Here is a 25,450-nt window from a genome sequence, read left to right as displayed (position 1 = left end):
TACCTAATACCGGAGAAGACAATGCGTAAATCCTGGCTTGCGGCCACGATTCTGGCCGCCTGCGCGGCCGCCACCTCCCTGCCCTCGGCAGCCCAGACCACCCTGAAGATGGCCTACGCCCTGTCGACCTCGTCGCACTACGGCGCGGGCGCCGACGCCATGGCCAAGTCCATCGAGGCCTCGTCGAACGGCAAATACAAAGTACAGCAATTCGCCAACAGCGCGCTGGGCGGCGAACGCGAAGTGATCGAAGGCTTGCAGATCGGCACGATCGACCTGGCCATCGTTTCGACCGGGGCCACCCTGAACTTTGTTCCCGAGACGGGGGTTTTCGATATCCCCTTCCTGCTGCGCGACCTGCAACACGCGCGCGCCGTGCTGGACAGCAAGATCGGCCAGGACATGCTGGCCAAGTTTCCCAGCCGCGGCATCATTGCCCTGGCCTGGGGCGAGCAGGGCTTTCGTCATCTGACCAACAACGTGCGCCCGGTCAAGACCCCGGCCGACGCCAAGGGCCTGAAGATCCGTACCACGGAAAACCCGATCCACATCACGGCTTTCCGCCAGATCGGCATCCTGCCCACGCCCATGGCCTGGCCCGAAGTGGCCACCGCCTTGCAGCAAGGCACCATCGACGGCCAGGAAAACCCGTTGTCGGTCATCACGTCGGCCAAGCTGTCGCAAATGCAGAAGTACCTGTCGCTGACCGGCCACGTGTACGGCCCGGCGCTGGTGCTGATGTCGGCCAACGTCTATGACGGCCTGTCGGCCGCCGACAAGGCCAACTTCGACAAGGCCGGCAAGGAATCCGCCATGGCCATGCGCGCCTACGTGGACAACATCGAGAAAACCGGCGTTGAACAGCTGAAGAAAGAAGGCATGCAAGTGTCCGAAGTGGACCGCGCCGCCTTTGCCGCCGCCGTCGAGCCCGCCTACCCCGAGTACTACAAGAAGTTCGACAAGAAGCTGATCGACGCGATCCGCGACACCAAGTAAGCGGCGCGCGCCCCATGCGGGCGCGGCGCCATCAGGCGGCGGGATGCTGATCCCGCCGCCTGCCGTTTTCCACCCTGTGCGTATCACGCCATCGGGATTCATCATGCGTTTGCTCTGCGCTTTCGACCGCGGCCTGTTCAAGCTGGTCTCGGTTCTTGCCCAACTTCTGCTGGTAGCCGCCGCGGCTGCCGCCTTCTACCAGGTCATTGCCCGCTTCGTCCTGCATTCGCCCGCCGACTGGAGCGAGGTGCTGACCCGCGCCCTGCTGATCTGGACCGTGCTGCTGGGCGTGGCGCTGGCCTTTCGCCATGGCGCGATGATCAGCGTTGAACTGCTGCGCAACCTGCTGGGCGGCGCCAAGCGCCGCGTGCTGGAAACCGTGATCGGCCTGATCTGCGCAAGCTTCCTGGGCTTTTTGGCCTGGATCGGCGGCAACATGACCTACCGCGTGCGCTTCCAGACGGTGCCCAGCCTGGACATCTCGATTTCCTGGATCTACCTGGCGATCCCCGTGGGCGCCACGCTGGCCGCCATCGCCGTGCTGGCCCGCTGGTGCGCCGGCGAAGAAGACGACGTGCCCGTGCGCAACGACGCACAAGGCTAAGCCGCCCCCATCGAACCTACGCAGCAGATATCGCCATGTCCCAATTAATGATTGTCTCGATGCTGATCTTCTTCGGGCTGTCCGTACCGGTCGCCGTGTCGATCGGCCTGGCCAGCCTGGCGGGCGTCGGCAGCTCCGGCCTGCCCTGGGTGGTGGTTGCCCAGCAGCTGTACGCCGCGCTGGACAAGTACCCGCTGGTCGCCATTCCCTTCTTCATCCTGGCCGGCAACCTGATGGAAGCCGGCGGCATTTCCGAGCGCATGGTGGAATTTGCCAAGAGCGTGGTGGGCGGCATCCAGGGCGGCCTGGCCTGCACCTGCGTGCTGACCTGCATGATCTTCGCGGCGGTGGCCGGCTCCAGCGTGGCGACCACCTTCGCCGTGGGCGCCATCCTGATCCCCGCCATGGTCCGGCACGGCTACCCGGCGCCGTTTGCCGCGTCGCTACAAGCCAGCGCGGCCGAATTGGGCGTGATCATTCCGCCGTCGATCCCGATGATTCTGTACGCCGTGTCCACCGACACATCCACCGGCGAACTGTTCATTGCCGGCGTGATGCCCGGCATCCTGATCGGCCTGGCGCTGATGTTCTACGTGTGGTTCTACGCCAAGCGCAACAACCTGGGCAAGCGCGACGGCGAAGGCCGCCTGCCGCTGTGGCCCGCGTTCAAGAGCGCCTGGCTGGCGCTGATGATGCCCGTCATCATCCTGGGCGGCATCTACGGCGGCGTGTTCACGCCGACCGAAGCGTCGGTGGTGGCCGTGATGTATGCGGTGGTGGTCGGCAAGTTCATTTACCGCCGCCTGAGCTTCAAGCAGCTGTCCGTTACGCTGCACAAATCCGTGGTGTCCACGGCCGTGATCATGTTCGTGATCGCCAACGCGGGCGTCTTCAGCTTCCTGCTCAATCGCGCCGGCATTCCGGATGCGCTGGGCACGTGGCTGTCGCAGATCTTCGAAACCAAGTTCTCGTTCCTGATGGGCGTGAATGCCGCGCTGTTCCTGATCGGGATGTTCATCGAAACGTCGGCGTCCATCGTCGTGCTGGCCCCGTTGCTGCTGCCCGTGGCGCTGAAGTTTGGCGTGGAACCGGTGCACTTCGGCATCATCATGGTGGTGAATCTGGCGCTGGGCATGATCACCCCGCCCTTCGGCGTGAACCTGTTCGCCGCCTGCGCGGTGGCCAAGCTGCCGCTGGAGCGGATAGTCAAACCGCTGATTCCGTTCGTGGGCGTGGTGATCGTCTGCTTGCTGGTGATTACGTATTGGCCGGGCCTGTCGCTGAGTCTGCGCGACCTGGTCTACGCGAAGTAAAAAAAGGCGGGGTTACCGCCATCACCGCCCATCACCGCAGCGTGCGTGATGGGCGGGTCCTTCAGGCCGCCACCGCGCGTTCCCAGCGCACCGCGTGGCAGCGCAATTGCCGGCCACCGGTTTGCCGGCCACCCGTTTGCGTGACCTGCGGCGCTTCGCTGCGGCATTCATCGCGCGCCTCCGGGCATCGCGGATGAAACGTACAGCCCGACGGCGGCCGGATCGGGTTGGGCACCTCGCCACCCATGGGTTCACGGTCGCGGCGGGGCTCGTCCAGGTCGGGAATCGTGTCCAGCAGCATCCGCGTGTAGGGATGCCGCGGCGATTCGAACAATTGATCGGCTGGCGCCTGCTCAACGATTCTGCCCAGGTACATCACCGCCACGCTGTCGGACACGTGCCGCACCACCGACAGGTTGTGGCTGATGAACACATACGTCAGGCCGAATTCCTTTTGCAGGTCGCCCATCAGGTTCAGGATTTGCGCCTGCACCGACACGTCCAGCGCCGAGGTCGGCTCATCGCACACCAGGAATTCCGCCTGGGTCGCCAGCGCCCGTGCAATCGAAATGCGCTGGCGCTGCCCGCCCGAGAACTCGTGCGGAAAGCGGCTGGCGTCACTGGCGGACAGGCCCACCAGCTCCAGCAGTTCGTCCACGCGGCGGCGCGTGTCGGCGGGCGTGCGGCGCAGGCCCAGGGTGATGATGGGTTCAGCCACGATGTTGCCGACGCGCCAGCGCGGATTCAGGCTGGCGTAGGGATCCTGAAAAATCATTTGCGGATACAGCACGCCGCCCGCCCGGTTGCGCCCGTATTGCAGCGTGCCGCGCGTGGGCGCGACCAAGCCGACCAGCAGCTTGGCCAAGGTGGATTTGCCGCAGCCCGATTCCCCAACGATGCTCAGGGTCGTGCCGCGCGGCACCGCCAGCGACACGCCATCCACCGCCTTCAACGTCTGCATGGGCTGGCGCGACAGCGTGCGTTCCAGCCAGGGTGGCGACACGTCGAACCAGCAGGCAAGGTCGTCGGCCCGCAACAGCACATCATCGTTACGCGGCATGGGCCACTCCTTCCTGGTGCAGCCAGCAGGCGCTGACGGTAGCGCCCGAAGGCGAAGCGGCCAGGGGCGGCCGGGTGTGGGCACAGCGCGGCCCGGCAGACGCGCAACGCGGGTGAAACGCACAGCCATCGGGCATGGCGTGCAGGCGCGGCATGGCGCCGTCGATCTGGTTCAAGCGGGCGGCTCGATGGCGCAGGCCCGGAATGGCGTTCATCAAGCCTTGCGTATAGGGGTGCCCGGGCCGACGCAGCACGTCCAGCACCGGCCCGATCTCGACGATGCGGCCGGCATACATCACCGCCACGCGGTCGGCGGTTTCCGCAATCACGCCCATGTCGTGCGTAACCAGCAGCACAGCCGTGCCCTGCTCGCGGCACAGCCGGCGCAGCAGCGCCGTGATCTGCGCCTGCACCGACACGTCAAGCGCGGTGGTGGGTTCGTCCGCGATGATGAGCTTGGGGCGCGCGGCCAGGGCCAGCGCGATCACCACGCGCTGGCGCATGCCGCCCGAGAACTGGTGCGGATAGTGGTCGATGCGCTTGTCGGCCGCCGGAATGCCCACCGCCAGCAGCAGCTCCAGCGCGCGGGCGCGGGCGGCCGGGGCGGACACCTTGTCGTGATGGCGGATGGTTTCGATCAGTTGGTCACCCACCGTGAACAGCGGGTGCAGGCTGGTCAGCGGGTCTTGAAAAATCGCGCCGATTTCTTTGCCACGCAAACGTTGCCGCGCCTTGGCCGGCAGGTTGTCGATGCGCTTGCCCGCCAGCAGGATTTCTCCGGCGCCCAGGCGGCCGGGCGGCTCCAGCAGGCCGATCACCGCCATGCCGGTCAAGGACTTGCCCGCGCCGGACTCGCCCACCATGCCGAGGATTTCGCCGGGCTGAATGTCAAAGCTGATGTCGCGCGTGGCCACCAGCGTGCCGTGGCGCGTGGGAAATTCCACCGACAGGCCGCGCACCGACAAGGTCGGCACGCCGGCCGGCGCGGCGTTAAGGTCGATTGCCATCATGACGGGCTCCTGCTCCTTGTGGGACGCGGATAGCTGGAAGAAAAAATCTGCTGCACCGGGGGATGGCCCCAGGTGCGGTCGGGGTAGCGCGCAACCAGGCCGTCGAATTGCCGCTGCGCCTGCTCTTGCGCCAGGCGCGCGTCAAAGCCGGGAATGCGCCCGTCCACCATGACGAAACGCCCGTCGATGATCACTTGCGACACATCGCGGCCGCTGCCGCTGATCATCAGCGTCTGGATCGGGTCGATCATCTGGCCGTTGCGGTCATGCGAAAAATCGAAGACGACGATGTCCGCCTTCGCGCCCACGGCCAGGCGGCCCAGGTCCGGCCGACCCAAGGCGTCCGCGCCGCCGACGGTGGCCGCGTCGTAGTAGTCTTCGGCGCGCACGGCTTCGGTGGACCCTTCGGCCACGCGGCACAGCATCATGCCCACCTGCATGTTCTGCACCATGTCCGGCGGCCACGTGTCGGTGCCCATGCCGATGTTGATGCCCAGCTTGCGATAACGCGCAAACGATTCCAGCGTGGCGCCGTGCCGCGCCGACACCAGCGGACAGTGCACGATGCTGGCGCCCGCATCGCGGATGATGTCCAGGTCATTCCCGGGGCGCGGGATGTGGCGCGAACCGGATACATAGGTGCCATGCGGCAGCAAGGCGCGCGGCGACAGGAAGCCCAGGCTTTGCAACCATTCCGGCGGACTCATGCCGTGCTGTTCCAGCACCAGGTCGTATTCCAGGCGCGACTGGCAGCAATGCAGCCGGATGGGAATATCGCGTTCTTGCGCGGCTTGCGCCGATGCGCGCAGCAGGTCCGGCGTGCAGGTTTCGATACGGTCCGGCGCCAGCATGGCGCGCACCCGGCCGTTGTGACGTCCGTCGATCTCATCGCAGAACGCAACGGCGTCGGCCAGCCCCGCCATGCCGCGCGCCTCGTCGTAATGGCAGCGGATATTGCCGTCGGCATCCACATAGGTGTGCCCGCTGCGGTAGGCCGGCCCCAGGTACACGCGCAGGCCGAGTTCGCCCGCCGCGTTGGCGGCCGACAGGAATTCGTCGCGCGTTTCGCCCCACACGCGGTAGAACAGCGACGCAATCGGCAAGGCGGTGGTGATGCCGTTGCGGATCAGCTGCGCAAACGCGTAGCGTTTCTGAAAGGCCAGTTCGGCGGGCGTGTACATCTCGTACGGCCCCTTTTCCATGTACGTCTCGGGCCAGATGCGGCCCTTGCGCCAGGCGGGTGAATTGTCGAAACCCAGGATGGTCGTGTCCAGGTCCGACAAGGCATCCAGGTCCACGAAGCCGGGGCCGATCACCGCGCGGCCGTAGTCATGGCGGCGCGCAACGCTGCCCGGATAGCGATGGCCGACGTAGACGATGCGGTCGCCATCGAACACGACTTCGCCGTTCTCGTAGAGGCAATGGCGGCCGTTTTCATGGCCGACCACCCAGCGCGCGGTCAAGAGGATGGGGCCTTCCCTGTTGGGCATCATCGCGGACATCATCGCGGACATCACGGCGCGCTCGCCAAGGCACGCCCGTCGCGCGCCACCACGTGGCCGCGCTTGACGACCAGCTTGCGTACGGGCCGGGCCACGATGGCCTCGGCCACGGTCTCGGCATCGACCAGCACAAAGTCGGCATGGCAGCCCGGCGCCAGGCCATAGTCCTGCAACTGCATCACGCGCGCATTGCCATAGGTGGCTACGTCCAGCGCCATCGCCAGTTCGTCGTCGCGCCGGAAGTTGTTGCGCAGGCCCACCAGCATGGTGCGCTCCAGCATGTCGGGCTTGCCGTACGGGCCCCAGGTATCGCGCATGCCGTCGTTGCCGGTGCAGACGGTGACGCCGGCCTGGCGCAGCCGCGCCACATTGGGCACCGGCCGCGACGCGGACCCGGTGGTCATGATGTGAATGCCGGCGGCCAGCAGCCCGTCCGTCAGCGCTTGCACCGCCTGCGTGTCCGGCATGCCCAGGCAGAACGAATGCGACAAGGTCACTTTGCCCTGCATGCCCAGCGCCAACACGCGGTCGATCGTCATCTGCATTGAAAACGCGCCCAGCTCGCCGGCCTCGTGCAGGTGGATATCGATTGGCTTGCCGTGCTTGTCGGCCAGCCCGAAGATGGCATCCAGATGCCCCTTGGGATCGCGGTCCATGCCCGCCGGGTCCAGCCCGCCCACCACCTCCGCGCCCATGCGCAGCGCCTCGTCCATCAGCGCCAGCGTGCCGGGACGGATCAGCAGTCCGCTTTGCGGAAAGGCCACCAGTTCCACGTCGATCTGGTCGCGGTACTCCTCGCGCGCGCGCATCACGCCTTCGATCGCGCCCAGGCCGATGTCGGTGTCCACGTCCACATGGCTGCGGATGTGGCTCGTGCCGTCGGCAATCGACATCACCAGCTGCCGCGCCGATTGCCGATACGGGTCGATGCCCAGGCGCTTCTTTTCAGCGCGCTCGTTCTCGATCTTGTCGATCAGGCGCGGGCCGACCTCGTTGCGATACCAGGGCATGCCGTACATCGTCTTGTCCAGATGCGCGTGGGCGTCGATCAGCCCCGGCAGCATCAGCGCACCGCCCCCGTCCACCACCGGCACGCCTGAGGGCACCTCGGCCCCCAACGCGTGGATGCGGCCGTCCTTGACAAGCACCGTGGTGATCTCGCCACCCGCCGGGCGGACGTGGGTGTACAGCGTTGCGTTTTCCATGCTTGACCTCTATTGAAGATTGCGCCGTCAGCGCAGACGGGGATTGAGCGCGTCGCGCAGCCAATCGCCCAGCAGGTTCACCACCAGCACGATCAGGCTCAGATACAGCGCGGGGAACACCACCACCCACCACTGCCCCGAAAACAGGAACTGGTTGCCCAGCCGGATCAGCGTGCCCAGCGACGGTTCGGTGGGCGGCATGCCCACGCCCAGGAAGCTGAGCGTGGCCTCGATCAGCACGGCCAGCCCCAGGTTCAGCGTGGCCGTCACCATGACGGGGGTCAGCGTGTTGGGCAGGATGTGCGTCAGCATGATGCGCAGCGAACTGACCCGGATCAGCCGCGCCGCCTGCACATATTCCTTGCCACGCTCGACCAGCGCCGACGCCCGCACCGTGCGCGCGTACTGCACCCAGTTGGTCATGGAGATGGCCAGGATGAGGATCACGGCGGACAAGGTTTCGCGCAGGCCCGGCGGCAGCAGTTGGCGGAACACCGCGGTCACCAGAATGGCGACCAGAATGGTGGGGATACTGAGCAGCGTGTCGCCCACGCGCATCAAGGCGTTGTCGACCCAACCGCCGAAATAGCCCGCCGCCAGGCCCACCAGCAAGCCGATGGCCAGCGACAGCACCACCGTGGCCAGCCCGATCGCCAGCGACATGCGCGAGCCATACAGAATGGCCGACCACACATCGCGGCCCTGCGTGTCGGTGCCCAACAGGAACTGCGGGTCGGCGCCTTCCACCCAGAACGGCGGCAGCTCGGCGTTCAACAGATCCAGCTGCGCCAGGTCATAAGGATTTTGCGGCGCGATCCACGGCGCGAACACCGCCAGCAACACCACCACCAACAACACGATGCCCGCGCCCATTGCCACATAATCGTGCCGCAGGCTCCACCACAAATCGCTTTGCAAGAAGCGTGACAGCCGGCTGCGCGCACCGCCCGAATACGGCGTAGAGAAAGGTTTAGTGGCCACTGGCGCCTCCTTTGACGTGCTGGCTGCGCAGGCGCGGATCGACCACGCCGTACATCATGTCCACCAACGTGTTCAGCGCCACGAAGATGAAGGACACGATCACCAGATAGGCGGCCATGACGGGAATGTCCACGAACATGACCGATTGGATGAACAGCAAGCCCATGCCCGGCCACTGGAACACGGTTTCGGTAATCAACGCGAAGGCGATCAGGTTGCCGATCTGCATGCCCGTCACGGTAATGACCGGCATCAGGCAGTTGCGCAGCGCCAGCCGAAAATGCACGATGCGATCCGGCAGCCCGCGAGCGCGCGCGAACTTGATGAATTCCGTGCGCAGCGTCTCCAGCATTTCGGCACGCACCAGCCGCATGATCAATGTGATCTGGAACAGCGCCAGGGTGATCGACGGCAGCACCAGCGCGGCGCGGCCGGATGGCGTCAACAAGCCCGTTGACCACCCGCCGATCTTCACCGTGTCGCCCCGCCCGAAGCCCGGCAGCCAGCCCAGCTGCACCGAAAAAATCAGGATCAGCATGATGCCGACGACGAAGCTGGGCAACGAGATACCCAGGATGGACACGAACTGCAAGGCCTGCGCCATGCGTGACTTGCGATAGATGGCCGTCAGCACGCCCAGCGGCACGCCGATCGCAAGCGACAGCAGCGTGGCCATCATCACCAGTTCGAACGTGGCCGGGAAACGTTCGGCCACCAGCGCGAACACGTCTTGCTGGTTGCGGTAAGAAATGCCGAATTCGCCCTGCGCGGCGTTAGTGACGAAGTGCACGAACTGCATGCCCACCGACGCGTTCAAGCCCAGGCGTTCGCGCAGCTCGTCGCGCTGGGTTTGCGAAGCCTGCTCGTTAAGCATCATGTCGACGGGATCGCCGACAAAACGAAATATCACGAAGGCCAGCAACGCCACCGCCAGCATCACGCCGACTGCGTTAAAGACCCGTCTAACAATGAATGCCAGCATGTGCGGCCTCCTTCAGACCCGATGTCGGACTGTTGCAACCGCCGCCCTCGACCGGGGCGCGGCGGTCGCATGAACCGCGCGTGCTACTGCATGCGCACCGTCCACAGCCGCGCCTTGTTGTCCGGCATTTGCAGCACGTCGCCCACCTTGTCGCCCACGGTCCAGGCCATGGGCTGCTGGTGCAGCGGCAGGAAGCGCACATCGTCATGCAGCGTCTGCAACACTTCGGCCATCATCTTGATGCGCTTGTCGCGGTCCATCTCGGCGGCGGCCGCGTCGATCTTCGCGTCCAATGCCGGGTCGCCCCACTGCCCCCAGTTGAAGACGCCCGCCGGGCCGGTGCGGCTATGCATCACTTGCAGCAGGATCGACAGCGCATCGATCTGCGGCTCGTTGGCCCAGCCGTGGATGGTGATGTCGAACTCGCCACGCGAGCGCTTGGGGTTCTGCAACGACCGCGGTCCGCTGGCCAGCGACGCCTTGACGCCAATACGCGCCCACATCGACGCGGCGGCCTGACACAGTTCTTCTTCGTTCACGAACATGTCGTTCGAACACAGCAGCGACAAGGTGAAGCCGTCGGGGTAGCCGGCATCGGCCAACAACTTCTTGGCCTTGGCCGCATCGAACGGCAGGCGCTCTTCCTGCTTGATGTCGTAGCCGGGAATGGACGGGGCCACCAGCGCCCCGGTGGTGCGCGACAGGCCGCGCATGACGCGCTTTTGCAGCAGATCGGGCGACAGCGCCATGTACAGCGCCTGGCGCACGCGCAGGTCTTTCAGCGGGTTCTTGTCGGTGATGTTCGAGCCGACCAGCTTGTCGCCCAGGTTCATGCCGAAGTACAGCGTGCGCAATTCCGTCGCCGCCAGCACCTTCACGTTGGACGCGGCGCGCAGGCGGTCCAGGTCTTGCAGCGGCGCGTTTTCGGTGAAGTTGATGTCGCCGGAAAGCAGCGCGGCCACGCGCGTGGGCGCCGACGCGATGGGCGTGAATTCGATGCGGTCCAGATTGTGGCGGGGCTTGTCCCACCAGTCTTTGTTCACGACCAGCACGGTGCGGGTATCGGGCCGGTATGACTCCACCTTGAAGGGGCCGGTGCCGTTGGCGTTGTGCGTGGCATAGCCTTCGATCTTCTTGGCGGCGTCGGTCGGACGCGTGCTGTTGTTATCGACCAGCCATTGGCGGTTGAAGATGAAGATATTGGTCAGGTCGTTGAGCATCAGCGGGTACGGATGCGTCATTTCGATGTCGACGGTCAGGTCGTCTACACGGCGCACGGCCTTGAACGCCGGCAGGTTGCCCTTTAGCGGCGAGGCCTCGTCCGACACGCGCGTCATCGACGCCACGACGTCGTCCGCCGAAAAGGGCGCGCCGTTGTGGAACTTGACCCCCGGGCGCAGCTTGAAGCGCAGCACCGTGGGCGACACGGATTCCCAGGATTCGGCCAGCGCGGGCGTGATGTTGAACTTGTCGTCGTAGCGGATCAACGCTTCGTACACATGGTTCAGGAAAGCCAGGTTGAAGGTGCTGCCGTAGGAATACGGGTCCAGCGAATCCAGGTCGCGCGCGGCGCCCCACTTAAGCGTGTTGGCGGCCGAAGCCCCCGTGATGGCCGACAGCGCGATCACCGCGCCGGCGGTCCATTTAAGCAACGTCTTCATGGCTGCAACTCTCCCTTGTCTATCGGGTTGATACCCGGTTTGATGTCGCCGGGTCGGGCCCGGCGCGGTAGGCATGGCGATCGGACCCGGCGGGGTCAGTTCAATGCGCACAAGCGCTGCGCGCGGTCCAGCGAGGCCAGGGCCAGCATTTGGGCCAGCGCGGCGCGATAGGAATCGATGATCGGAACGAGGGGCCGGCGCGGCAGCACCGGCAGGTAACCGGCCAGGGCGGCCCCAGCCACGATGACCACGTCGGCGCCCTGCGCCACGGCGGCGTCCAGCGCCAGGCTGACTTGCGCGGCTGATTCGGGCGAGCGCGTCACGTAATCCAGCGCGTTGCCGGGCAAGGCGATGATGGCGGCGCAGCGGGCTTCCAGGCCTAGTTGGCGGATCTGTTCGCGCAACATGCCGGGCCAGCGCTGCCCAACGGTGACGATGGCGTAGCGGTCCCCGCGCTGCATGGCGGCCATGATCGACGCTTCGGCCATGCCCACCACGGGCACGTTCAGGCATTCGCGCACGGCGCCGATGCCGGGTTCGCCGAAACAGGCCAACAGGCAGGCATCGAACGGCGCTTCGGCCCGGGCCACTTCCTGCTCCACGGTTTGCAGCACGGCATGCGCGGCCACGGCGGCCTCGACGCGGCTGGCGATATAGGCGGGTCCGAATACGGCGGTGACGGCGTGTATGTGGGCCGCGCCATCGAAAAACGTGCGCGCCTGGGCGGCCAGGCTGCGAGTCAAGTCGGCCGTGGTGTTGCCGTTGACCACCAGCAGGCGGTATGGCGTGAAGGCGGGCCGGTCGACGGTGACGGCGTGGGGCATGGCGGGCATTGCGGGCATTGCTGGCATCAAACAACCTCGGCGGTTTGTATACAAACAGTCCGTACGGATTCGTTCAGCGAATTCCGTTTCGTATAAATGTTTGTATACGATTTATGCCGACAATGTACGCGCTTGAAATCTGGCTTCAAGCTATCGCTAACCCTTAGCGGGCGTTGTAGTATGCTTGCCCACACCCGCAGTGCGCAGCGGCGGCCGGTGCCGCGGCCTATCCCATTACAATGAAAACGCGCACGTCCTGGAGCCAAAGAAGACGATGAAACCTCTCGCGCCGCCGGCCAACGAGCCCGCCAAGAAAGACGCAAACCGCAGCGAAATCGTATACATAAATTTACGCCGCGCCATTATCGAACAGGCCTTGCTGCCGGGCGACAAGCTGCCCGAAGACGTCATTGGCGAGCGTTTCGGGGTTAGCCGCACGATTGTGCGCGGCGTGTTGACGCGGCTGTTCAGCGAAGGGCTGGTGGATTTGCGCCCCAATCGCGGCGCGGCGGTGGCGCGGCCCAGCCTGGAAGAAGCGCACGATATCTTCGAGGCCCGGCGCTGCCTGGAACGCGACGTCGCCCGCCGGCTGCTGCAACACATCACCGAAGCCGGGCTGACGCGCCTGGCGCGTCACGTCGAAGAAGAGGAAGCGGCCCGCAAGCGCAACAGCACGAATGAATCCATCCGGCTGTCGGGCGAATTCCACATCCTGATGGCCGAGCTATCCGGCAACGCGGTCTATGCCCGCTACGTGAACGAAATCGTGTCGCGCTGCTCGCTGATCCTGGCGCTTTACGGACGGCCGCATTCCAGCGAATGCGCGGTCAGCGAACACATGGACATAGTGGAAGGCCTGCGCGCGCGCGACGAAAAGCACGTGCTGCATCTGCTGGAACATCATCTGGAATCCGTGACGGCGCGCGCGCTGCTCAGCACCGACGGGTCGGGCGTGCGCGACATCCGCAAGATTCTTGACCGCTACGGCACCTGAGCCGCGCGGCCGACCTCGCCGCGCGCAGGCGCGGCGTAGGCGCTGGCCCGCCCATTCGGGCGTGCCGGTCCGGCACGAATGAGAAAAGCGCCCGGTCGGGGCGCTTTTTCGTTCGGGCACTTAGATTTCGCGTTCTTCCGTCTTGAGGTTGTTGTCGCGAGCGAAATCCACCACGAACTTGTACGCCAGCGGTTCCAGGTCGCGCAAACGCAGGTCGACCACGATTCCGCGCACGCCGTCGATCACGACAGGCAGCACATAGGGCGAATAAGTGAGGTGGTTACCAGCACAGCCGGCGGGCCGGAACTGTGCCATTACGCCAGCGAGCCGCTCCGCCCAATCGCTGGGGCGGAATCGGCTACCGCTTTCGGTAACGCCATGAATTACGAATTGTCTGACGCGAGTTGCCATGAGTTCTTCACTACAGCGCGCCTTTCACGAAAGCCGGATCTTCGGCGTGATCAAACATGCGCCCTGCGCCGCGAATTGTATATGATTGATCCTTTGCCCTCTTCCAAAAGCCGATTCCGCCCCGCTTTCGCCCGGGGTCCATCGAATTGAAGGCGGCTTTTTGAAGGCGGCTTTTTGGTAATCCCCCAGGAGGATCCGCAATGACCTCGCCTCTGGCCAATATCTATGCCCGCCTGCCGGTTGCGTTCACGCACGGCCACGGCGCATGGTTGTGGGATGCCCAAGGGCGCAAATACCTGGACGCACTGGCCGGCATCGGCGTGTCGTGCCTGGGACACGCCCATCCGAAACTGGTGGCGGCCATCAGCGAACAGGCCGCGCGCGTCATCCACACGTCGAACATCTACGAAATTCCCCAGCAGGCCGCGCTTGCCGCCCGCCTGAGCGCTTTGTCAGGCATGCAGGAAGCGCTGTTTTGCAACAGCGGCTCGGAAGCGAACGAGGCGGCCATCAAGCTGGCTCGCTACTACGCCTACCAGCGCGGCAACAAGCACGCCCACATCATCACCATGGATTCGTCCTGGCATGGCCGCACGCTGGCCACGCTGGCGGCCACGGGCAGCGACAAGGCCCGCAAGGGCTTCGAACCGCTGCCCAGCGGCTTCATCCAGGTGCCCTATAACGACCTGGACGCCGTGCGCGCGGCGGGCGACGCCGAGCCGCGCACCACCGCCGTGTTGCTTGAAGTGCTGCAAGGCGAAGGCGGCATCCGCCCATCCGACATCTCGTACCTGCAAGCGGTGCGCGCGCTGTGCACCGAGCGCGGCTGGCTCCTGATGATCGACGAAGTGCAGTCCGGCATCGGCCGCACCGGCAAGTGGTTCGCGCATCAATGGGCCGACATCAAGCCTGACGTGATGACGCTGGCCAAGGGGCTGGCGGGCGGCGTGCCGATTGGCGCGATGCTGGCCGCAGGGCCTGCCGCCGGGGTGTTCACGCCCGGCAGCCATGGCACCACGTTCGGCGGCGGGCCGCTGGTCTGCGCCGCCGGCCTGGCCGTGCTGGACACGCTGGAAGACGACAAGCTGCTGGACAACGCGCACACGGTGGGCACCTACCTGAAGGACGCCCTGGCGCAAGCCTTGGCAGACACGGCGGGCGTTACCGAGGTGCGCGGGCGGGGCTTGATGCTGGGCATAGAACTGGCGCGCCCCTGCGGCGTGCTGGTGCTGCACGCCCTTGAAGCCGGCCTGCTCATCAACGTCACCCGCGACCGCGTCATCCGCATGCTGCCGCCCCTGATCCTTACCCAACAAGAGGCGGACCAGATCGTCGCCACCCTGGTCCCGCTCATCCAACGCTTCCTGTCCGAAAAACCATAATCAACGTACCGACCGGGCCACCAGCCCGGCCGGGCTCAATGACCTGCGACAACACCATGACTCCTCCCACGACTCAAAACGGCCCGTTGCGGCATTTTCTCCAGTTCAAGGATTTCTCTTCCGCTGAAATCGCCTACGTGCTGGACCGCGCGCGCCTGATCAAGGAAAAGTTCAAGCGCTACGAACCCCATATGCCGCTGCACGACCGCACGCTGGCGATGGTGTTTGAAAAGGCCAGCACCCGCACCCGCGTCTCGTTCGAGGCCGGCATGTACCAGATGGGCGGCTCGGTCATCAACCTGACCTCCAACGATTCGCAGCTGGGCCGCTCCGAGCCCATCGAAGACACGGCGCGCGTCATCTCGCGCATGGTCGACATTGTCATGATCCGTACGTTCGAGCAGACCCGCATCGAGCGCTTTGCGTCGCATTCGCGCGTGCCGGTCATCAACGGCCTGACCAACGAATTCCACCCCTGCCAGATCCTGGCCGATATCTTCACCTACATCGAACATCGCGGCCCCATCGCGGGCAAGACGGTGGCCTGGGTGGGCGATGCCAACAACATGGCATACACCTGGCTGCACGCAGCCGAGATGCTGGGTTTCACGCTGCACGTGTCCACGCCCGCGGGCTACGAACTTGAAGCCTCGCGCATCGGCTCGCCGTCGGACAAGGTGCTGCGCCAGTTCAAGGACCCCATGCAGGCGTGCCAGGGCGCGCACCTGGTCACGACCGACGTGTGGACCAGCATGGGCTACGAAGCCGAAAACGAAGAGCGCCGCGCGGCGTTTGCCGACTGGTGCGTTGACGCCGAAATGATGGCGGCGGCCGACCCCGAAGCCGTGTTCATGCACTGCCTGCCCGCCCACCGTGGCGAGGAAGTTACCGGCGAAGTCATCGACGGGCCGCAAAGCGTGGTCTGGGACGAAGCCGAAAACCGCCTGCACGTGCAAAAGGCATTGATGGAATTCCTGCTGCTGGGCCAGATCAACTAAGCCTGCCGGGAAGCGCAAAGGGCCTGGATATCTTCGGATATCCAGGCCTTTTCATTTGGGCTGCTTTGGCGGCAATGCGACGGCTGGGGTTGCGTGGCCGGCCCGCGCCGCATTCAATACACGGCAATCAACGCAGCGTACGTTCCCACGCTGCGATGGCGTCCACCACCGCCTGGGGCTTTTCGGGCACCAACGCGTGGCCCGCGCCGGGAACCACGACGACGGACACGCGGTCACCGAACTCATCGCGGATTTCGTTGCGCGTAGCCGGCGGCTTGAACAGATCCAGCTCCGCTTGCAGGTCCAGCAAGGGCTTGGCCCCGCCCGACCACCAATCGGACTGGCGCGTGGCCTTGCCGGCCAGGCGCTGGCTCTCGCTGACGTCCGGGTACCAGCCGTTCAACCAGACGCGCGCGTCGTTGCCGGGCGCAAAGAACGCGTACTGGATCGACTTCAGGCGTTCGGCGTCGGGCAACGACAGTTCGGCGCTGCGATCCACGTGTTCGCTCAGACCCTTGGGATATTGCTTGGCCGCCGCCGCCACGATCACCACGCCACGCACCAGCTCGGGGTGGTCGACGCCCGTGGCGCGCGCCACCCAGTTGCCAAAGGCATGGCCCACCATCACCACCGGTTGGCGCGCCACGGTGCGAATCACGGCGGCCTGGTCGTCCGCCAGATCATGCAGGGTGATGCCCGACATCGGCCCGGTACTGCCGCCGATGCCGCGCGGCTGCGGACGCAACACGCGATAGCCGGCTTGCACGAAGCGTTCGGCCAGTTCGTCGAAATCCTGCGCGCCGCGTCCCCGTGACGGCAGCAGCACCAGCGCGGGCCCCTGCCCCTGGTCCAGCACCTCAATCGACGCGCCGTTGCCGACCAGCACATTGACGCGTTTGGGTGCATCCGCCAGCACCGGCGTCGACGCCACGACCGCGCAACTGATCGTCAGCCCCGTCAGCAGCTGTTTCATTTTCATCATGCCTCCTTGCCGGCCCATTGCCGGCCCGCCGTCACAGGATTTTCTTGAACATCGTGCGGCGCGTGTTGCGAAACGAAGGCCGCACGCGGCTGCTCCAGTCGGTGGCGCGCACGGCCAGCCACGGCGGGCTGCCGAAGGTTTCGCGGGTGTGCAGGTCGTAGCACGCCAGGTATCGCGGTGATTCATCGCGACATTCAAAGCGCATCGCGCGCACCGTGCCGGGCACGGACGCCAGCCCCGGCAGATGTTCCTGGTCATACCAGGCGTTCAAGTCCTGCTCGGCCTCGGGCAGCACATCGGTTTCAACGATGTAGTGCCACGGCGCGTCCTGGCCTGCCGACGCCCCCGGCAGGTCCAGCGTTTGATGCAACACGCGGGCGCGAGCGCCAGGGAAGCTCTCGGCCAGACGCGCCTGGATTTCGGCCAGCGCGTGGCTTGCGCCGCGCAGGTACACATACGTGTCCGCCTCTTCAACCGCGGCAAACGCGCTGACCTCAACCTTGTCCAGCCCGGCCGTCAGACGCTCTGCCATGTCGGCCGCGCGGGCCTTGTCAAAGCGTTCGCCCAGCGACACCAGCAATACGGATTCCTGCACTGTCATCTCCTTCAATGTCCGACGCGTAGCGCCACCAGGAAGCGCGACACCATGTTGTACGCGCCCACGGTGGCGGCCAGCTCGACCAGTTGCGCGTCATCGTAGCGTGCTCGCACGGGCGCGAACACCGCGTCGGGTACCTCGATGTCGCGCGTCATGGCGTCGGTCAACGCCAGCACCTCGGCTTCGCCGGGGGCCAGCCCTTGCACATCTTGCGGCGCCGGGTTGGAGCGCAAGGCGTCGATCACTTCCTGCGGCATGCCTCCCGCCAAGGCGTGCGGCACATGCGCGTCAAATTCGTAGGGCGCGTTGTTCAGGGTCGCTACGCGCAAGATGATCAGTTCACGCAGACGCGGCGACAGCGACGTCTTCTGGCGGATGGCGGTCAGCATGGCTTCCCAGCCATCCACGACGGCGGGGCTGTTCAACAGCACCTGGTATAGCGGCGAGATCCGGCCGCGCGCGGCGCTGATACGCGCCTCGATCGCAGCCAGTTCCTGGCGGGTGCCCGGGACAACGGGGGTGACTCGGCTGGCGCTCATGCTTACTCCGGACGGATGTTCTTGCGCTGGATCAGCGCGGTCCACTTGTCGCGGTCGGACGCGATCAGCGCGGCCAGTTCCTGCGGCGAGCTGGGCGCTGCCTGGGCGCCAAACTTTTCCAGCTTGGCGCGTACGGCTTCATTGCCCAAGGCGGCGCGCACCGCCTGATTCAGCTTGTCGATGGTGGCGGCGGGCGTGGAGGCAGGCGCGACGATGCCGTACCAGTTATTCGATTCCACGCCGGCAATGCCTTGTTCGGCCAAGGTCTTCACATCGGGCAGCAGCGGGTGGCGCGTGGGCGCGGCGATACCCAGGGCCTTGAGCTTGCCGCCCTGGATATGGCCGATCAGGCCGGGCACGTCGCCGAAGAAGCCCGACACCTGGTTGCCCATCACATCATTGATGACCGGCGCGGCCCCCTTGTACGGCACATGCAGCACGTTGGCCTTGCTGGCGTCGGCGAACATTTCCATCGTCAGGTGGGGAATGCTGCCAATGCCCGACGAGCCGATCGCCACGGATTGCGACGCCGCCTGCGACTTCTTCACGAAGTCCGCCGCGTCGCTAGCCGGGTTGGACGGGTTCACCACGAACACCGTGGCGTTGTTGACCACCTTGGACACCGGCGCAAAGTCGCGCACGGGGTCGTACGGCAGGTCTTTGTACAGCGCCGGGCTGATCGCCACCGCGCCCACGCTGGTCAGGAACAGCACCGAGCCATCGCCCGGCGCCTTGGCCACATAGGCGGCCGCGATGTTGCCATTGGCGCCCGCCTTGTTTTCGACAATAACGTTTTGCTTGAGCTCTTTGCCCAGCTGTTCGGCCAGCACGCGACCGACCAGGTCCACCGGCCCGCCGGGCGGGAACGCAATGATCAGGCGCACCGGGCCGTCGGCATGGGCCGCGCCGAAAGCGGACAGACTCAGCACGGTGGCCGAAAGCAATTTCTTGAACATGGTGTCTCCTCGTTGAATCGAATTTTTTTAAGCGACGCGCAACGTCGGGGGTCTACGCGAATCCGTACAGCTTTGCGGGGTTGTCCACCAGCACCCGCTGGCGTACGGCGGCATCGGGGCAGGCCTGAAAGAAGGTATCCACCAGCTCGCCGTCATCGGGCATATCGCCCGCCACGTTGGGATGTGGCCAGTCGGTGCCCCACAGGCAACGATCGGGCATGGCCTGCACCAACGCGCTCACAAAGGGTATGCCTTCGGCAAACGGGCGCTTGCCGGACGCGATGCGGTCGATGCCCGACACCTTGACCCAGGCCTGCGGCACATCGGCCAACGACAGCAATGCGCGCATCGCGGGCGAATCCAGGCCGTCGGCCGCCTTCAATCGGCCCATGTGATCCACCACGAAAGGCACGGGCAATGCCAACAGGCGCGGCAGCAGTTCGGGCAGCATCGCGCCGTCCACATGCAGGCACAGATGCCAGCCCAGCGGCGCAATCAGCGCCACCACGTGGTCGAACACGGCCGGGTTCGGCGCGCCGCCCAGGTGCGGCACGAAGTTGAAGCGCGCGGCGCGCACGCCGCCGTCGTGCAGTTGCCGGACACGCGCCGCCGTGGCATCCGCGCCCAGCAACGCCACGCCGCGATAGCGGCCACCGCTTTGCGCCAGCGCATCCAGCAGCGCGCTATGGTCCGAGCCGTGGCAGTTGGCCTGCACCACCACCGCGCGCTCGATGCCCAGGTGCGCATGCAGCGCGGCCATGGCGGCATAGGGCGCATCGGGCGGCGTGTAGGAACGGCCCTCGGCATAGGGAAACACGTTGCCGGGCCCGAAGACATGGCAATGCGCGTCGCAGGCGCCGGGCGGCAAGACGTGGCGCGGACGGGTCGGGGACGCAAGCGGTGGGCGGCAATCAGGCACAGTCGGTTCCTGCTGGGAAAACGACATCCTCGCGGATTGCGAGCCGACTAACAATGCTATATCTTTGATTTCAGATATAGAAAATACACATAACAGCGCGGGCGCATCGTGGATTTAAAGCAGATCGAATATTTCGTCAGCGTCGCCGAGCGGCGCAGCTTTTCGCGCGCGGCCGAGTTGCTGGACGTGGCCCAGCCCACCCTCAGCCGGCAGGTACGGCTGCTGGAACTGGAGCTGGGCCAGCATCTGCTCTATCGCAACGGCCGCGGCGCCGAACCCACCGAGGCCGGGCTGCGCTTTCTGGAACATGCGCGCGCGCTGCTGACGCTGGCCGAACGCGCCAAGGAAGACCTGCAAACGCTGCGCGCCACGCCAACCGGCAAGGTGGTGGTGGGCCTGCCCCCGCGCATTGCGCGCGTGTTGACGCCACCCTTGGTGCAGGCGTTTCGGCGTGGCTTTCCAGAGGCGTCCATCGCAGTGGCCGAAGGCCTTAGCGCCCAGGTGCGGGAATGGCTCTTGGCCGGCCGGGTCGATCTGGCCCTGCTTTACGATCCCGCGCCCTCGCCCCAGCTTGCGCATGAATCGCTGTTCCGTGAAGACCTGGTGCTGGCCGCTGCCGCCGGCCATCAACCGCCCCTGCCCGCCCGCATTGCCGTGGCGCAGCTGGGCGACTACCCGCTGGTGCTGCCCAGCCTGCCCAACGCGATCCGGACCCTGGTGGAAAGCGTGTGCCGCGCGCAAGGCGTGCGCCTGAAGGTGGCGGCCGAGGTCGACGCCGTGCAGACCATCGTGGAACTGGCGGCGCAAGGCGACGCGTACGCCATCCTGCCGCGCTCGGCCGCGCGCGGACCTGCCGCCGAGCACGCACTGTCCCTATCGGATATCGGCTCGCCCCGCATCACCAACAACCTGGTGCTGGCCAGCGCCCGCCACCGCCCCGCCACGCGCTTGGCCACCGCCACCGCGCAACTGATCCGGCAACTGAAGCTTTCCGAACTGTTTGCCCCGGCCACGTGATGCGCCCGGCGGCCAAAAAGGCGCCGCGTCTGGCCGCACAAGGCAAAAGAGTTAAAATGCCGGCTACCTTTCTTGTTTGGCGGCTCGTTGCTGTCAAAGTCCTGTTGGCGTCTCACCTCAAACAATGACCACTATCCTCCCGAACCTTCCTACCGGCCAGAAGGTCGGCATCGCCTTTTCCGGCGGTCTCGACACCAGCGCAGCCCTGCTGTGGATGCGCAATAACGGCGCCATCCCCTACGCCTACACGGCAAACCTGGGCCAGCCGGACGAGTCCGACTACGATGAGATCCCGCGCAAGGCCTTGGCCTACGGCGCCGAAAATGCCCGCCTGATCGACTGCCGCGCGCAGTTGGTGGCTGAAGGCATCGCGGCCCTGCAATCGGGCGCGTTCCATATTTCGACCGCCGGCATCACGTACTTCAACACGACGCCCATCGGCCGCGCCGTCACCGGCACCATGCTGGTGGCCGCCATGAAGGAAGACGACGTCAACATCTGGGGCGACGGCAGCACGTTCAAGGGCAACGACATCGAGCGTTTCTACCGCTACGGCCTGTTGACCAACCCCGACCTGAAGATCTACAAGCCCTGGCTGGACCAGCGCTTCATCGACGAGCTGGGCGGCCGTTCGGAAATGTCCGAATACATGCGCCAAGCCGGCTTCGACTACAAGATGTCGGCCGAAAAAGCCTACTCGACGGACTCCAACCTGCTGGGCGCCACTCACGAAGCCAAGGACCTGGAACAGCTGAACTCCGGCATCCGCATCGTCAAGCCGATCATGGGCGTGGCGTTCTGGCGCGACGACGTGGCCGTCAAGGCCGAAGAAGTCACCGTGCGCTTCGAGGAAGGCCAGCCGGTCGCCCTGAACGGTGTGGAATACAGCGACCCGGTTGAACTGCTGCTGGAAGCGAACCGCATCGGCGGCCGCCACGGCCTGGGCATGAGCGACCAGATCGAAAACCGCATCATCGAAGCCAAGAGCCGCGGCATCTACGAAGCCCCGGGTCTGGCGCTGCTGTTCATCGCCTACGAACGCCTGGTCACCGGCATTCACAACGAAGACACCATCGAGCAGTACCGCGAAAACGGCCGCAAGCTGGGCCGCCTGCTGTATCAGGGCCGCTGGTTCGACCCGCAAGCCATCATGCTGCGCGAAACCGCCCAGCGCTGGGTGGCCCGCGCCATCACCGGCGAAGTCACCATCGAACTGCGTCGCGGCAATGACTATTCGCTGCTGAACACGGAATCGGCCAACCTGACGTACGCGCCCGAGCGCCTGTCGATGGAAAAGGTCGAAAACGCGCCGTTCACCCCGGCGGACCGTATCGGCCAGCTGACCATGCGCAACCTGGACATCGTCGACACGCGCGAAAAGCTGTTCACCTACGTGAAGACGGGCCTGTTGGCTTCCAGCGGCACGTCGCTGCCGCAGCTGAAAGACGCCGCGAAGAAGAAGTAAGCATTCTTGCAGGCAAGGCAACAAAAAACCCCTCGGTCATCACACCGAGGGGTTTTTTTTATGGCGCCGCGCCGGGGCCTAGAGCTCGACCTGCATCCCCATTTCCACCACGCGGTTGGCCGGGATCTTGAAGAACTTGGTGCTGCGCGTGGAGTTCCGGGCCATGAACGAAAACACCGCTCGGCGCCAACGCCATAGTGCCGGCTTGCGCGCCGCCACCACGGTCTGGCGCGACAGGAAGTACGACGTGCGCATCGGCTCCAGGTCCAGCTCCGGATACGCTTCGGCCACCAGGCGCAAGGCCTCGGGCACGTCCGGATCTTCCTTGAAGCCGTAGTTCACGGTGGCGGTCCAGCTGGAGGCCGACAGCTTCTTCACCACGAAGCGTTCTTCAGGTGAAATGTAGGGCACGTCCGCCACCAGGATGGTCAGGAACAGCACGTGGTCGTGCAGCACCTTGTTGTGCTTCAGGTTATGCAGCAACGCGGGGGGCACGTTGCCGGAATTCATCGTCATGAAGATGGCGGTGCCCGGCACGCGCGACGGCGGATATTGTTCCAGCTGCTCCATGAATTCCTTGAGCGGCTGGCGGTCGCGCTGCTGCATGTCGGACAACAGGCGACGGCCACGGCGCCACGTCATCATCAGCGTGAACACAACGATGGCGACCAGCAGCGGCAGCCAGCCACCCTCGTGGATCTTGAACACGTTGGCCGAAAACAGCAGCACGTCGAACAGCAGCAGAAAGCCCAGCACACCGAACCACAGCATGCGCTTCAGGCCCGTGGACCCGCGCGGCAAGACGGCAAACGCCAGCACCGAGGTGGTCAACATCGTGCCCGTCACCGCGAACCCATAGGCGGCGGCCAGGTTGTCGGAATTGCGGAACAGCAGCACCAGCACCAGCACGGCGCACAGCAGCAGCGCGTTGACCTGCGGCAGATAGATCTGGCCCTTTTCCACCGCCGAGGTATGCAGGATCTGCATGCGCGGCCAGAAGCCCAGCTGCACCGCCTGGCGCGTGACCGAGTACGCGCCCGAGATCACGGCTTGCGATGCGACGATGGTGGCAATGGTGGCCAACGCCACCAGCGGCACCAGGCCCCAGTCGGGTGCCATCAGGAAGAACGGATTGCGGATGGCCTCGGGGTCGCGCAGCAGCAGCGCGCCCTGGCCGAAGTAGCACAGCGTCAACGCCGGCAGCACCATGCTGAACCACGCGCTGCGAATCGCGGGGCGGCCAAAGTGGCCCATGTCGGCGTACAGCGCCTCGGCGCCCGTCAATGCCAACACCACGGCGCCCAGCAGCACGAAACTGATCAAGGGAAATTCAACGACGAACCGCAGGCCCCACATCGGGTTCAACGCCGCCAGGACTTCGGGCGTCTGCCAGATCTGCCAGCCGCCCAGCGCCGCCAGCGTGCCGAACCACATCAGCATCACGGGGCCAAAGAGCTTGCCCATCAGGCCGGTGCCATGCGACTGGATGGCGAACAGCCCCACCAGCACGACCAGCGCAATGGGCACGACCCACGCGTCCAGGGTGTGGGACACGATGCCGATGCCTTCCAGCGCGGACAGCACCGAGATGGCGGGCGTAATCATGCTGTCGCCGTAGAACAGCGCCGCCCCGAAGATGCCCAGCACGATCAGCACCCACCGCATCTTGCCGTCGCGGTTGCGCACCGCCAGTTCCAACAGCGCCAGCGTGCCGCCTTCGCCCCGGTTATCGGCGCGCAGGACCAGCGTGACGTATTTCAAAGACACCACCACCATCAGCATCCAGAAAAGGATGGACAGCACGCCCAGCAAGTGCGCGGGCTCCAGGTCGGTGTGCACGCTAAGGCCCGTGAGGCAGGCGCGCAGCGTATACAGCGGGCTGGTGCCGATGTCGCCGTACACCACGCCCAACGCGCCCAGGATCAACGCGGCGCGCGACGACGGCGCATGCACGCCCCCCGCGTGGGGGCCGGTGGGAAGGGGGGCACCCGCCGTGGCTTGGCTCATGATGTGGGTTCTTGACGAGTTAGTTGCGCCCCTTTGCGGGGGCCGGGGAACACGACGGAAAGCCGGGTTCCGGAGAAGTCGGGGCGACTGGTCAGCTTCCACCAGGCGCCATGCGCGTGCGCGATCTCGCGCACGATGGCCAGGCCCAATCCCGAGCCGCCCGCCGTGGCGGTGGGCGATCGGTAAAAGGCTTCAAAGACGCGGTCGCGTTCCTCGGAGGGAATGCCGGGCCCGTCGTCCTCGACCGTCAGGGACGGCGGGTTGGCGCCCACAATCAACGTGATGCGGCCGGTCTCGTTGCCGTAGCGCAGCGCGTTGTCGATCAGGTTGCCCAGCAGTTCGGCCAGCAGCAAGGGGTCTGCATCGATCCAGATGGGCGCATCGGGCGCCACCAGGTCCAGCTCGTAGCGCGCCTCGCGCACCCGGGGAAACCATTCGGCGCCGTGCACGCGCACCCATTCACACAGGTCGATGCGCACAAAGCTGTCTTGCGGGCGGGCATTGGGGTCGGCGCGCGCCAGCACCAGCAACTGCTGACCCAGGCGGATCATCCGGTCGCTGACGGCCTTGATGCGTTCGGCCCGCGCCCGCACGTCGTCCGGCAGTGGGCGGGCCAACATCAATTCGGATTCCAGCCGCAGGCCGGACAAGGGGGTGCGCAGCTGGTGCGCCGCGTGGCCGATGAATCGGCGCTGGGCCGCCAGCGAGGCGTCCAGGCGCAGCAGCAGGTCGTTGGTGTGCGTGACCAGCGGTTCGATTTCGACCGGCACGCCCGCCACTTCCAACGGCTGCATGTCGTCGATGGAACGCTGCCGGATTTCTTCGGACAGATGGTTCACGGACCGCAATCCGGATCGCACGCCCTGCACGACCACCCAGGTGAACAGCGCAATCAGCGCCACCTGCCCCACCACCATCAGCCAGAAGAAGTCTTCCAGCATCCACAGCGACATATCGATCTTGTGCGTGATCACCCAGGTTGCCGCCAGGTCCAGCAGGACAAGCAGCAGAATGGGCGGCATCAAGCGGATGACCAGATGCCGGG

24 protein-coding genes are annotated in these 25,450 nt (G+C 65.5%); 8 read left to right on the top strand and 16 right to left on the bottom strand.

Annotated features, from left to right (window positions below):
• Window positions 1-21: 21 nt before the first annotated feature.
• The 3 genes from YH64_RS16085 to YH64_RS16075 all read left to right on the top strand — a co-directional run bounded on the left by YH64_RS16085 (window position 22) and on the right by YH64_RS16075 (window position 2,913).
• Window positions 22-996 (top strand): TRAP transporter substrate-binding protein, encoded by a 975-nt coding sequence (locus YH64_RS16085; protein ID WP_046805478.1) that lies wholly within the window; start codon window positions 22-24, stop codon window positions 994-996.
• 103 nt (window positions 997-1,099) lie between these two features.
• Window positions 1,100-1,600 (top strand): TRAP transporter small permease, encoded by a 501-nt coding sequence (locus YH64_RS16080; protein ID WP_046805550.1) that lies wholly within the window; start codon window positions 1,100-1,102, stop codon window positions 1,598-1,600.
• Window positions 1,601-1,635: 35 nt separating this feature from the next.
• Window positions 1,636-2,913 (top strand): TRAP transporter large permease, encoded by a 1,278-nt coding sequence (locus YH64_RS16075; RefSeq protein ID WP_046805479.1) that lies wholly within the window; start codon window positions 1,636-1,638, stop codon window positions 2,911-2,913.
• Window positions 2,914-2,974: 61 nt separating this feature from the next.
• On the opposite strand, the gene YH64_RS16070 is transcribed toward YH64_RS16075, so the two are convergent.
• The 8 genes from YH64_RS16070 to YH64_RS16035 all read right to left on the bottom strand — a co-directional run bounded on the left by YH64_RS16070 (window position 2,975) and on the right by YH64_RS16035 (window position 12,146).
• Complete coding sequence (locus YH64_RS16070; protein ID WP_046805480.1) at window positions 2,975-3,973, bottom strand: ABC transporter ATP-binding protein; 999 nt, start codon at window positions 3,971-3,973, stop codon at window positions 2,975-2,977.
• Window positions 3,963-4,982, bottom strand: a complete 1,020-nt coding sequence (locus tag YH64_RS16065) for an ABC transporter ATP-binding protein (protein ID WP_046805481.1) — start codon at window positions 4,980-4,982, stop codon at window positions 3,963-3,965. The genes YH64_RS16070 and YH64_RS16065 overlap by 11 nt, the downstream gene beginning before the upstream one ends.
• Complete coding sequence (locus YH64_RS16060) at window positions 4,979-6,475, bottom strand: amidohydrolase family protein (protein ID WP_255444516.1); 1,497 nt, start codon at window positions 6,473-6,475, stop codon at window positions 4,979-4,981. Before YH64_RS16060 ends, YH64_RS16065 begins: the two co-directional genes overlap by 4 nt.
• Before the next feature lie 20 nt (window positions 6,476-6,495).
• Window positions 6,496-7,689 carry an amidohydrolase family protein gene (locus YH64_RS16055; RefSeq protein WP_046805482.1) on the bottom strand — a complete coding sequence of 398 codons (1,194 nt, stop codon included), beginning with the start codon at window positions 7,687-7,689 and terminating at the stop codon, window positions 6,496-6,498.
• 27 nt (window positions 7,690-7,716) lie between these two features.
• Window positions 7,717-8,670 (bottom strand): ABC transporter permease, encoded by a 954-nt coding sequence (locus tag YH64_RS16050; protein WP_052946039.1) that lies wholly within the window; start codon window positions 8,668-8,670, stop codon window positions 7,717-7,719.
• Entirely contained in the window at window positions 8,660-9,652 is a 993-nt protein-coding gene (locus YH64_RS16045) for an ABC transporter permease (protein ID WP_046805483.1), read from the bottom strand. The genes YH64_RS16050 and YH64_RS16045 overlap by 11 nt, the downstream gene beginning before the upstream one ends.
• A gap of 83 nt (window positions 9,653-9,735) precedes the next feature.
• On the bottom strand, window positions 9,736-11,313 hold the full coding sequence (locus tag YH64_RS16040) for an ABC transporter substrate-binding protein (RefSeq protein WP_046805484.1): 1,578 nt from the start codon (window positions 11,311-11,313) through the stop codon (window positions 9,736-9,738).
• A 95-nt stretch (window positions 11,314-11,408) separates the two neighbouring features.
• Window positions 11,409-12,146: an aspartate/glutamate racemase family protein gene (locus YH64_RS16035; RefSeq protein WP_046805485.1), complete on the bottom strand. Its 738-nt coding sequence runs from the start codon at window positions 12,144-12,146 to the stop codon at window positions 11,409-11,411.
• A 265-nt stretch (window positions 12,147-12,411) separates the two neighbouring features.
• On the opposite strand from YH64_RS16035, the gene YH64_RS16030 reads away from it, so the two are divergent.
• Entirely contained in the window at window positions 12,412-13,131 is a 720-nt protein-coding gene (locus tag YH64_RS16030) for a GntR family transcriptional regulator (protein ID WP_046805486.1), read from the top strand.
• A 120-nt stretch (window positions 13,132-13,251) separates the two neighbouring features.
• Here YH64_RS16030 and YH64_RS16025 read toward each other — a convergent pair whose 3' ends face one another.
• Window positions 13,252-13,542: a DUF3579 domain-containing protein gene (locus YH64_RS16025; RefSeq protein ID WP_013392635.1), complete on the bottom strand. Its 291-nt coding sequence runs from the start codon at window positions 13,540-13,542 to the stop codon at window positions 13,252-13,254.
• A gap of 200 nt (window positions 13,543-13,742) precedes the next feature.
• Between YH64_RS16025 and YH64_RS16020 the strand changes: the two genes are divergently transcribed.
• The gene (locus YH64_RS16020; protein ID WP_046805487.1) at window positions 13,743-14,924 is read left to right on the top strand and encodes an aspartate aminotransferase family protein; all 1,182 of its coding nucleotides are present in this window, start codon (window positions 13,743-13,745) and stop codon (window positions 14,922-14,924) included.
• Window positions 14,925-14,980: 56 nt separating this feature from the next.
• On the top strand, window positions 14,981-15,922 hold the full coding sequence (gene argF / locus YH64_RS16015; RefSeq protein WP_046805553.1) for an ornithine carbamoyltransferase: 942 nt from the start codon (window positions 14,981-14,983) through the stop codon (window positions 15,920-15,922).
• 127 nt (window positions 15,923-16,049) lie between these two features.
• Here argF and YH64_RS16010 read toward each other — a convergent pair whose 3' ends face one another.
• From YH64_RS16010 to YH64_RS15990, 5 genes are read right to left on the bottom strand one after another with little or no spacing between them, the layout of a single operon-like run.
• Window positions 16,050-16,901 carry an alpha/beta fold hydrolase gene (locus YH64_RS16010; RefSeq protein WP_082134519.1) on the bottom strand — a complete coding sequence of 284 codons (852 nt, stop codon included), beginning with the start codon at window positions 16,899-16,901 and terminating at the stop codon, window positions 16,050-16,052.
• A 34-nt stretch (window positions 16,902-16,935) separates the two neighbouring features.
• Window positions 16,936-17,499: a DUF4286 family protein gene (locus YH64_RS16005; RefSeq protein WP_082134516.1), complete on the bottom strand. Its 564-nt coding sequence runs from the start codon at window positions 17,497-17,499 to the stop codon at window positions 16,936-16,938.
• An 11-nt stretch (window positions 17,500-17,510) separates the two neighbouring features.
• Entirely contained in the window at window positions 17,511-18,041 is a 531-nt protein-coding gene (locus YH64_RS16000; protein WP_046805489.1) for a carboxymuconolactone decarboxylase family protein, read from the bottom strand.
• A 2-nt stretch (window positions 18,042-18,043) separates the two neighbouring features.
• A complete protein-coding gene (locus YH64_RS15995; RefSeq protein ID WP_046805490.1) occupies window positions 18,044-18,997 on the bottom strand; it encodes a tripartite tricarboxylate transporter substrate binding protein in 954 nt (317 codons plus the stop codon).
• A gap of 52 nt (window positions 18,998-19,049) precedes the next feature.
• A complete protein-coding gene (locus tag YH64_RS15990) occupies window positions 19,050-19,916 on the bottom strand; it encodes an amidohydrolase (protein WP_185975383.1) in 867 nt (288 codons plus the stop codon).
• A gap of 108 nt (window positions 19,917-20,024) precedes the next feature.
• On the opposite strand from YH64_RS15990, the gene YH64_RS15985 reads away from it, so the two are divergent.
• Together YH64_RS15985 and argG are read left to right on the top strand one after the other, a co-directional pair.
• Window positions 20,025-20,933 carry a LysR family transcriptional regulator gene (locus YH64_RS15985; RefSeq protein ID WP_046805492.1) on the top strand — a complete coding sequence of 303 codons (909 nt, stop codon included), beginning with the start codon at window positions 20,025-20,027 and terminating at the stop codon, window positions 20,931-20,933.
• 124 nt (window positions 20,934-21,057) lie between these two features.
• On the top strand, window positions 21,058-22,398 hold the full coding sequence (gene argG / locus YH64_RS15980; protein ID WP_046805493.1) for an argininosuccinate synthase: 1,341 nt from the start codon (window positions 21,058-21,060) through the stop codon (window positions 22,396-22,398).
• A gap of 78 nt (window positions 22,399-22,476) precedes the next feature.
• Here the strand turns inward: argG and YH64_RS15975 are convergent, their stop codons facing one another.
• On the bottom strand, window positions 22,477-24,405 hold the full coding sequence (locus YH64_RS15975) for a potassium transporter Kup (RefSeq protein ID WP_046805494.1): 1,929 nt from the start codon (window positions 24,403-24,405) through the stop codon (window positions 22,477-22,479).
• Window positions 24,402-25,427 (bottom strand): HAMP domain-containing sensor histidine kinase, encoded by a 1,026-nt coding sequence (locus YH64_RS15970; RefSeq protein WP_104143268.1) that lies wholly within the window; start codon window positions 25,425-25,427, stop codon window positions 24,402-24,404. The genes YH64_RS15975 and YH64_RS15970 overlap by 4 nt, the downstream gene beginning before the upstream one ends.
• Window positions 25,428-25,450: the final 23 nt, after the last annotated feature.

The sequence above is a fragment of the Achromobacter sp. LC458 genome (assembly GCF_001005835.2).
GTDB lineage: Bacteria > Pseudomonadota > Gammaproteobacteria > Burkholderiales > Burkholderiaceae_B > Achromobacter > Achromobacter spanius_B.
Note: the sequence above shows the minus strand (reverse complement) of the source record. Positions and strands in the feature narration are given on the sequence as shown.

What these genes read in the sequence shown, in the direction of transcription:
- YH64_RS16045 (WP_046805483.1), bottom strand. Translation starts at nt 9,652, where the DNA reads ATGCTGGCATTCATTGTTAGACGGGTCTTTAACGCAGTCGGCGTGATG.
- YH64_RS16075 (WP_046805479.1), top strand. Translation starts at nt 1,636, where the DNA reads ATGTCCCAATTAATGATTGTCTCGATGCTGATCTTCTTCGGGCTGTCC.
- YH64_RS16070 (WP_046805480.1), bottom strand. Translation starts at nt 3,973, where the DNA reads ATGCCGCGTAACGATGATGTGCTGTTGCGGGCCGACGACCTTGCCTGC.
- YH64_RS16080 (WP_046805550.1), top strand. Translation starts at nt 1,100, where the DNA reads ATGCGTTTGCTCTGCGCTTTCGACCGCGGCCTGTTCAAGCTGGTCTCG.
- YH64_RS16000 (WP_046805489.1), bottom strand. Translation starts at nt 18,041, where the DNA reads ATGAGCGCCAGCCGAGTCACCCCCGTTGTCCCGGGCACCCGCCAGGAA.
- argF (WP_046805553.1), top strand. Translation starts at nt 14,981, where the DNA reads ATGACTCCTCCCACGACTCAAAACGGCCCGTTGCGGCATTTTCTCCAG.
- YH64_RS15970 (WP_104143268.1), bottom strand. Translation starts at nt 25,427, where the DNA reads ATGCCGCCCATTCTGCTGCTTGTCCTGCTGGACCTGGCGGCAACCTGG.
- YH64_RS16055 (WP_046805482.1), bottom strand. Translation starts at nt 7,689, where the DNA reads ATGGAAAACGCAACGCTGTACACCCACGTCCGCCCGGCGGGTGGCGAG.
- YH64_RS16020 (WP_046805487.1), top strand. Translation starts at nt 13,743, where the DNA reads ATGACCTCGCCTCTGGCCAATATCTATGCCCGCCTGCCGGTTGCGTTC.
- argG (WP_046805493.1), top strand. Translation starts at nt 21,058, where the DNA reads ATGACCACTATCCTCCCGAACCTTCCTACCGGCCAGAAGGTCGGCATC.
- YH64_RS15975 (WP_046805494.1), bottom strand. Translation starts at nt 24,405, where the DNA reads ATGAGCCAAGCCACGGCGGGTGCCCCCCTTCCCACCGGCCCCCACGCG.
- YH64_RS16035 (WP_046805485.1), bottom strand. Translation starts at nt 12,146, where the DNA reads ATGCCCGCCATGCCCCACGCCGTCACCGTCGACCGGCCCGCCTTCACG.
- YH64_RS16030 (WP_046805486.1), top strand. Translation starts at nt 12,412, where the DNA reads ATGAAACCTCTCGCGCCGCCGGCCAACGAGCCCGCCAAGAAAGACGCA.
- YH64_RS16010 (WP_082134519.1), bottom strand. Translation starts at nt 16,901, where the DNA reads ATGAAAATGAAACAGCTGCTGACGGGGCTGACGATCAGTTGCGCGGTC.
- YH64_RS16060 (WP_255444516.1), bottom strand. Translation starts at nt 6,475, where the DNA reads ATGATGCCCAACAGGGAAGGCCCCATCCTCTTGACCGCGCGCTGGGTG.
- YH64_RS16025 (WP_013392635.1), bottom strand. Translation starts at nt 13,542, where the DNA reads ATGGCAACTCGCGTCAGACAATTCGTAATTCATGGCGTTACCGAAAGC.
- YH64_RS15995 (WP_046805490.1), bottom strand. Translation starts at nt 18,997, where the DNA reads ATGTTCAAGAAATTGCTTTCGGCCACCGTGCTGAGTCTGTCCGCTTTC.
- YH64_RS16065 (WP_046805481.1), bottom strand. Translation starts at nt 4,982, where the DNA reads ATGATGGCAATCGACCTTAACGCCGCGCCGGCCGGCGTGCCGACCTTG.
- YH64_RS16040 (WP_046805484.1), bottom strand. Translation starts at nt 11,313, where the DNA reads ATGAAGACGTTGCTTAAATGGACCGCCGGCGCGGTGATCGCGCTGTCG.
- YH64_RS16085 (WP_046805478.1), top strand. Translation starts at nt 22, where the DNA reads ATGCGTAAATCCTGGCTTGCGGCCACGATTCTGGCCGCCTGCGCGGCC.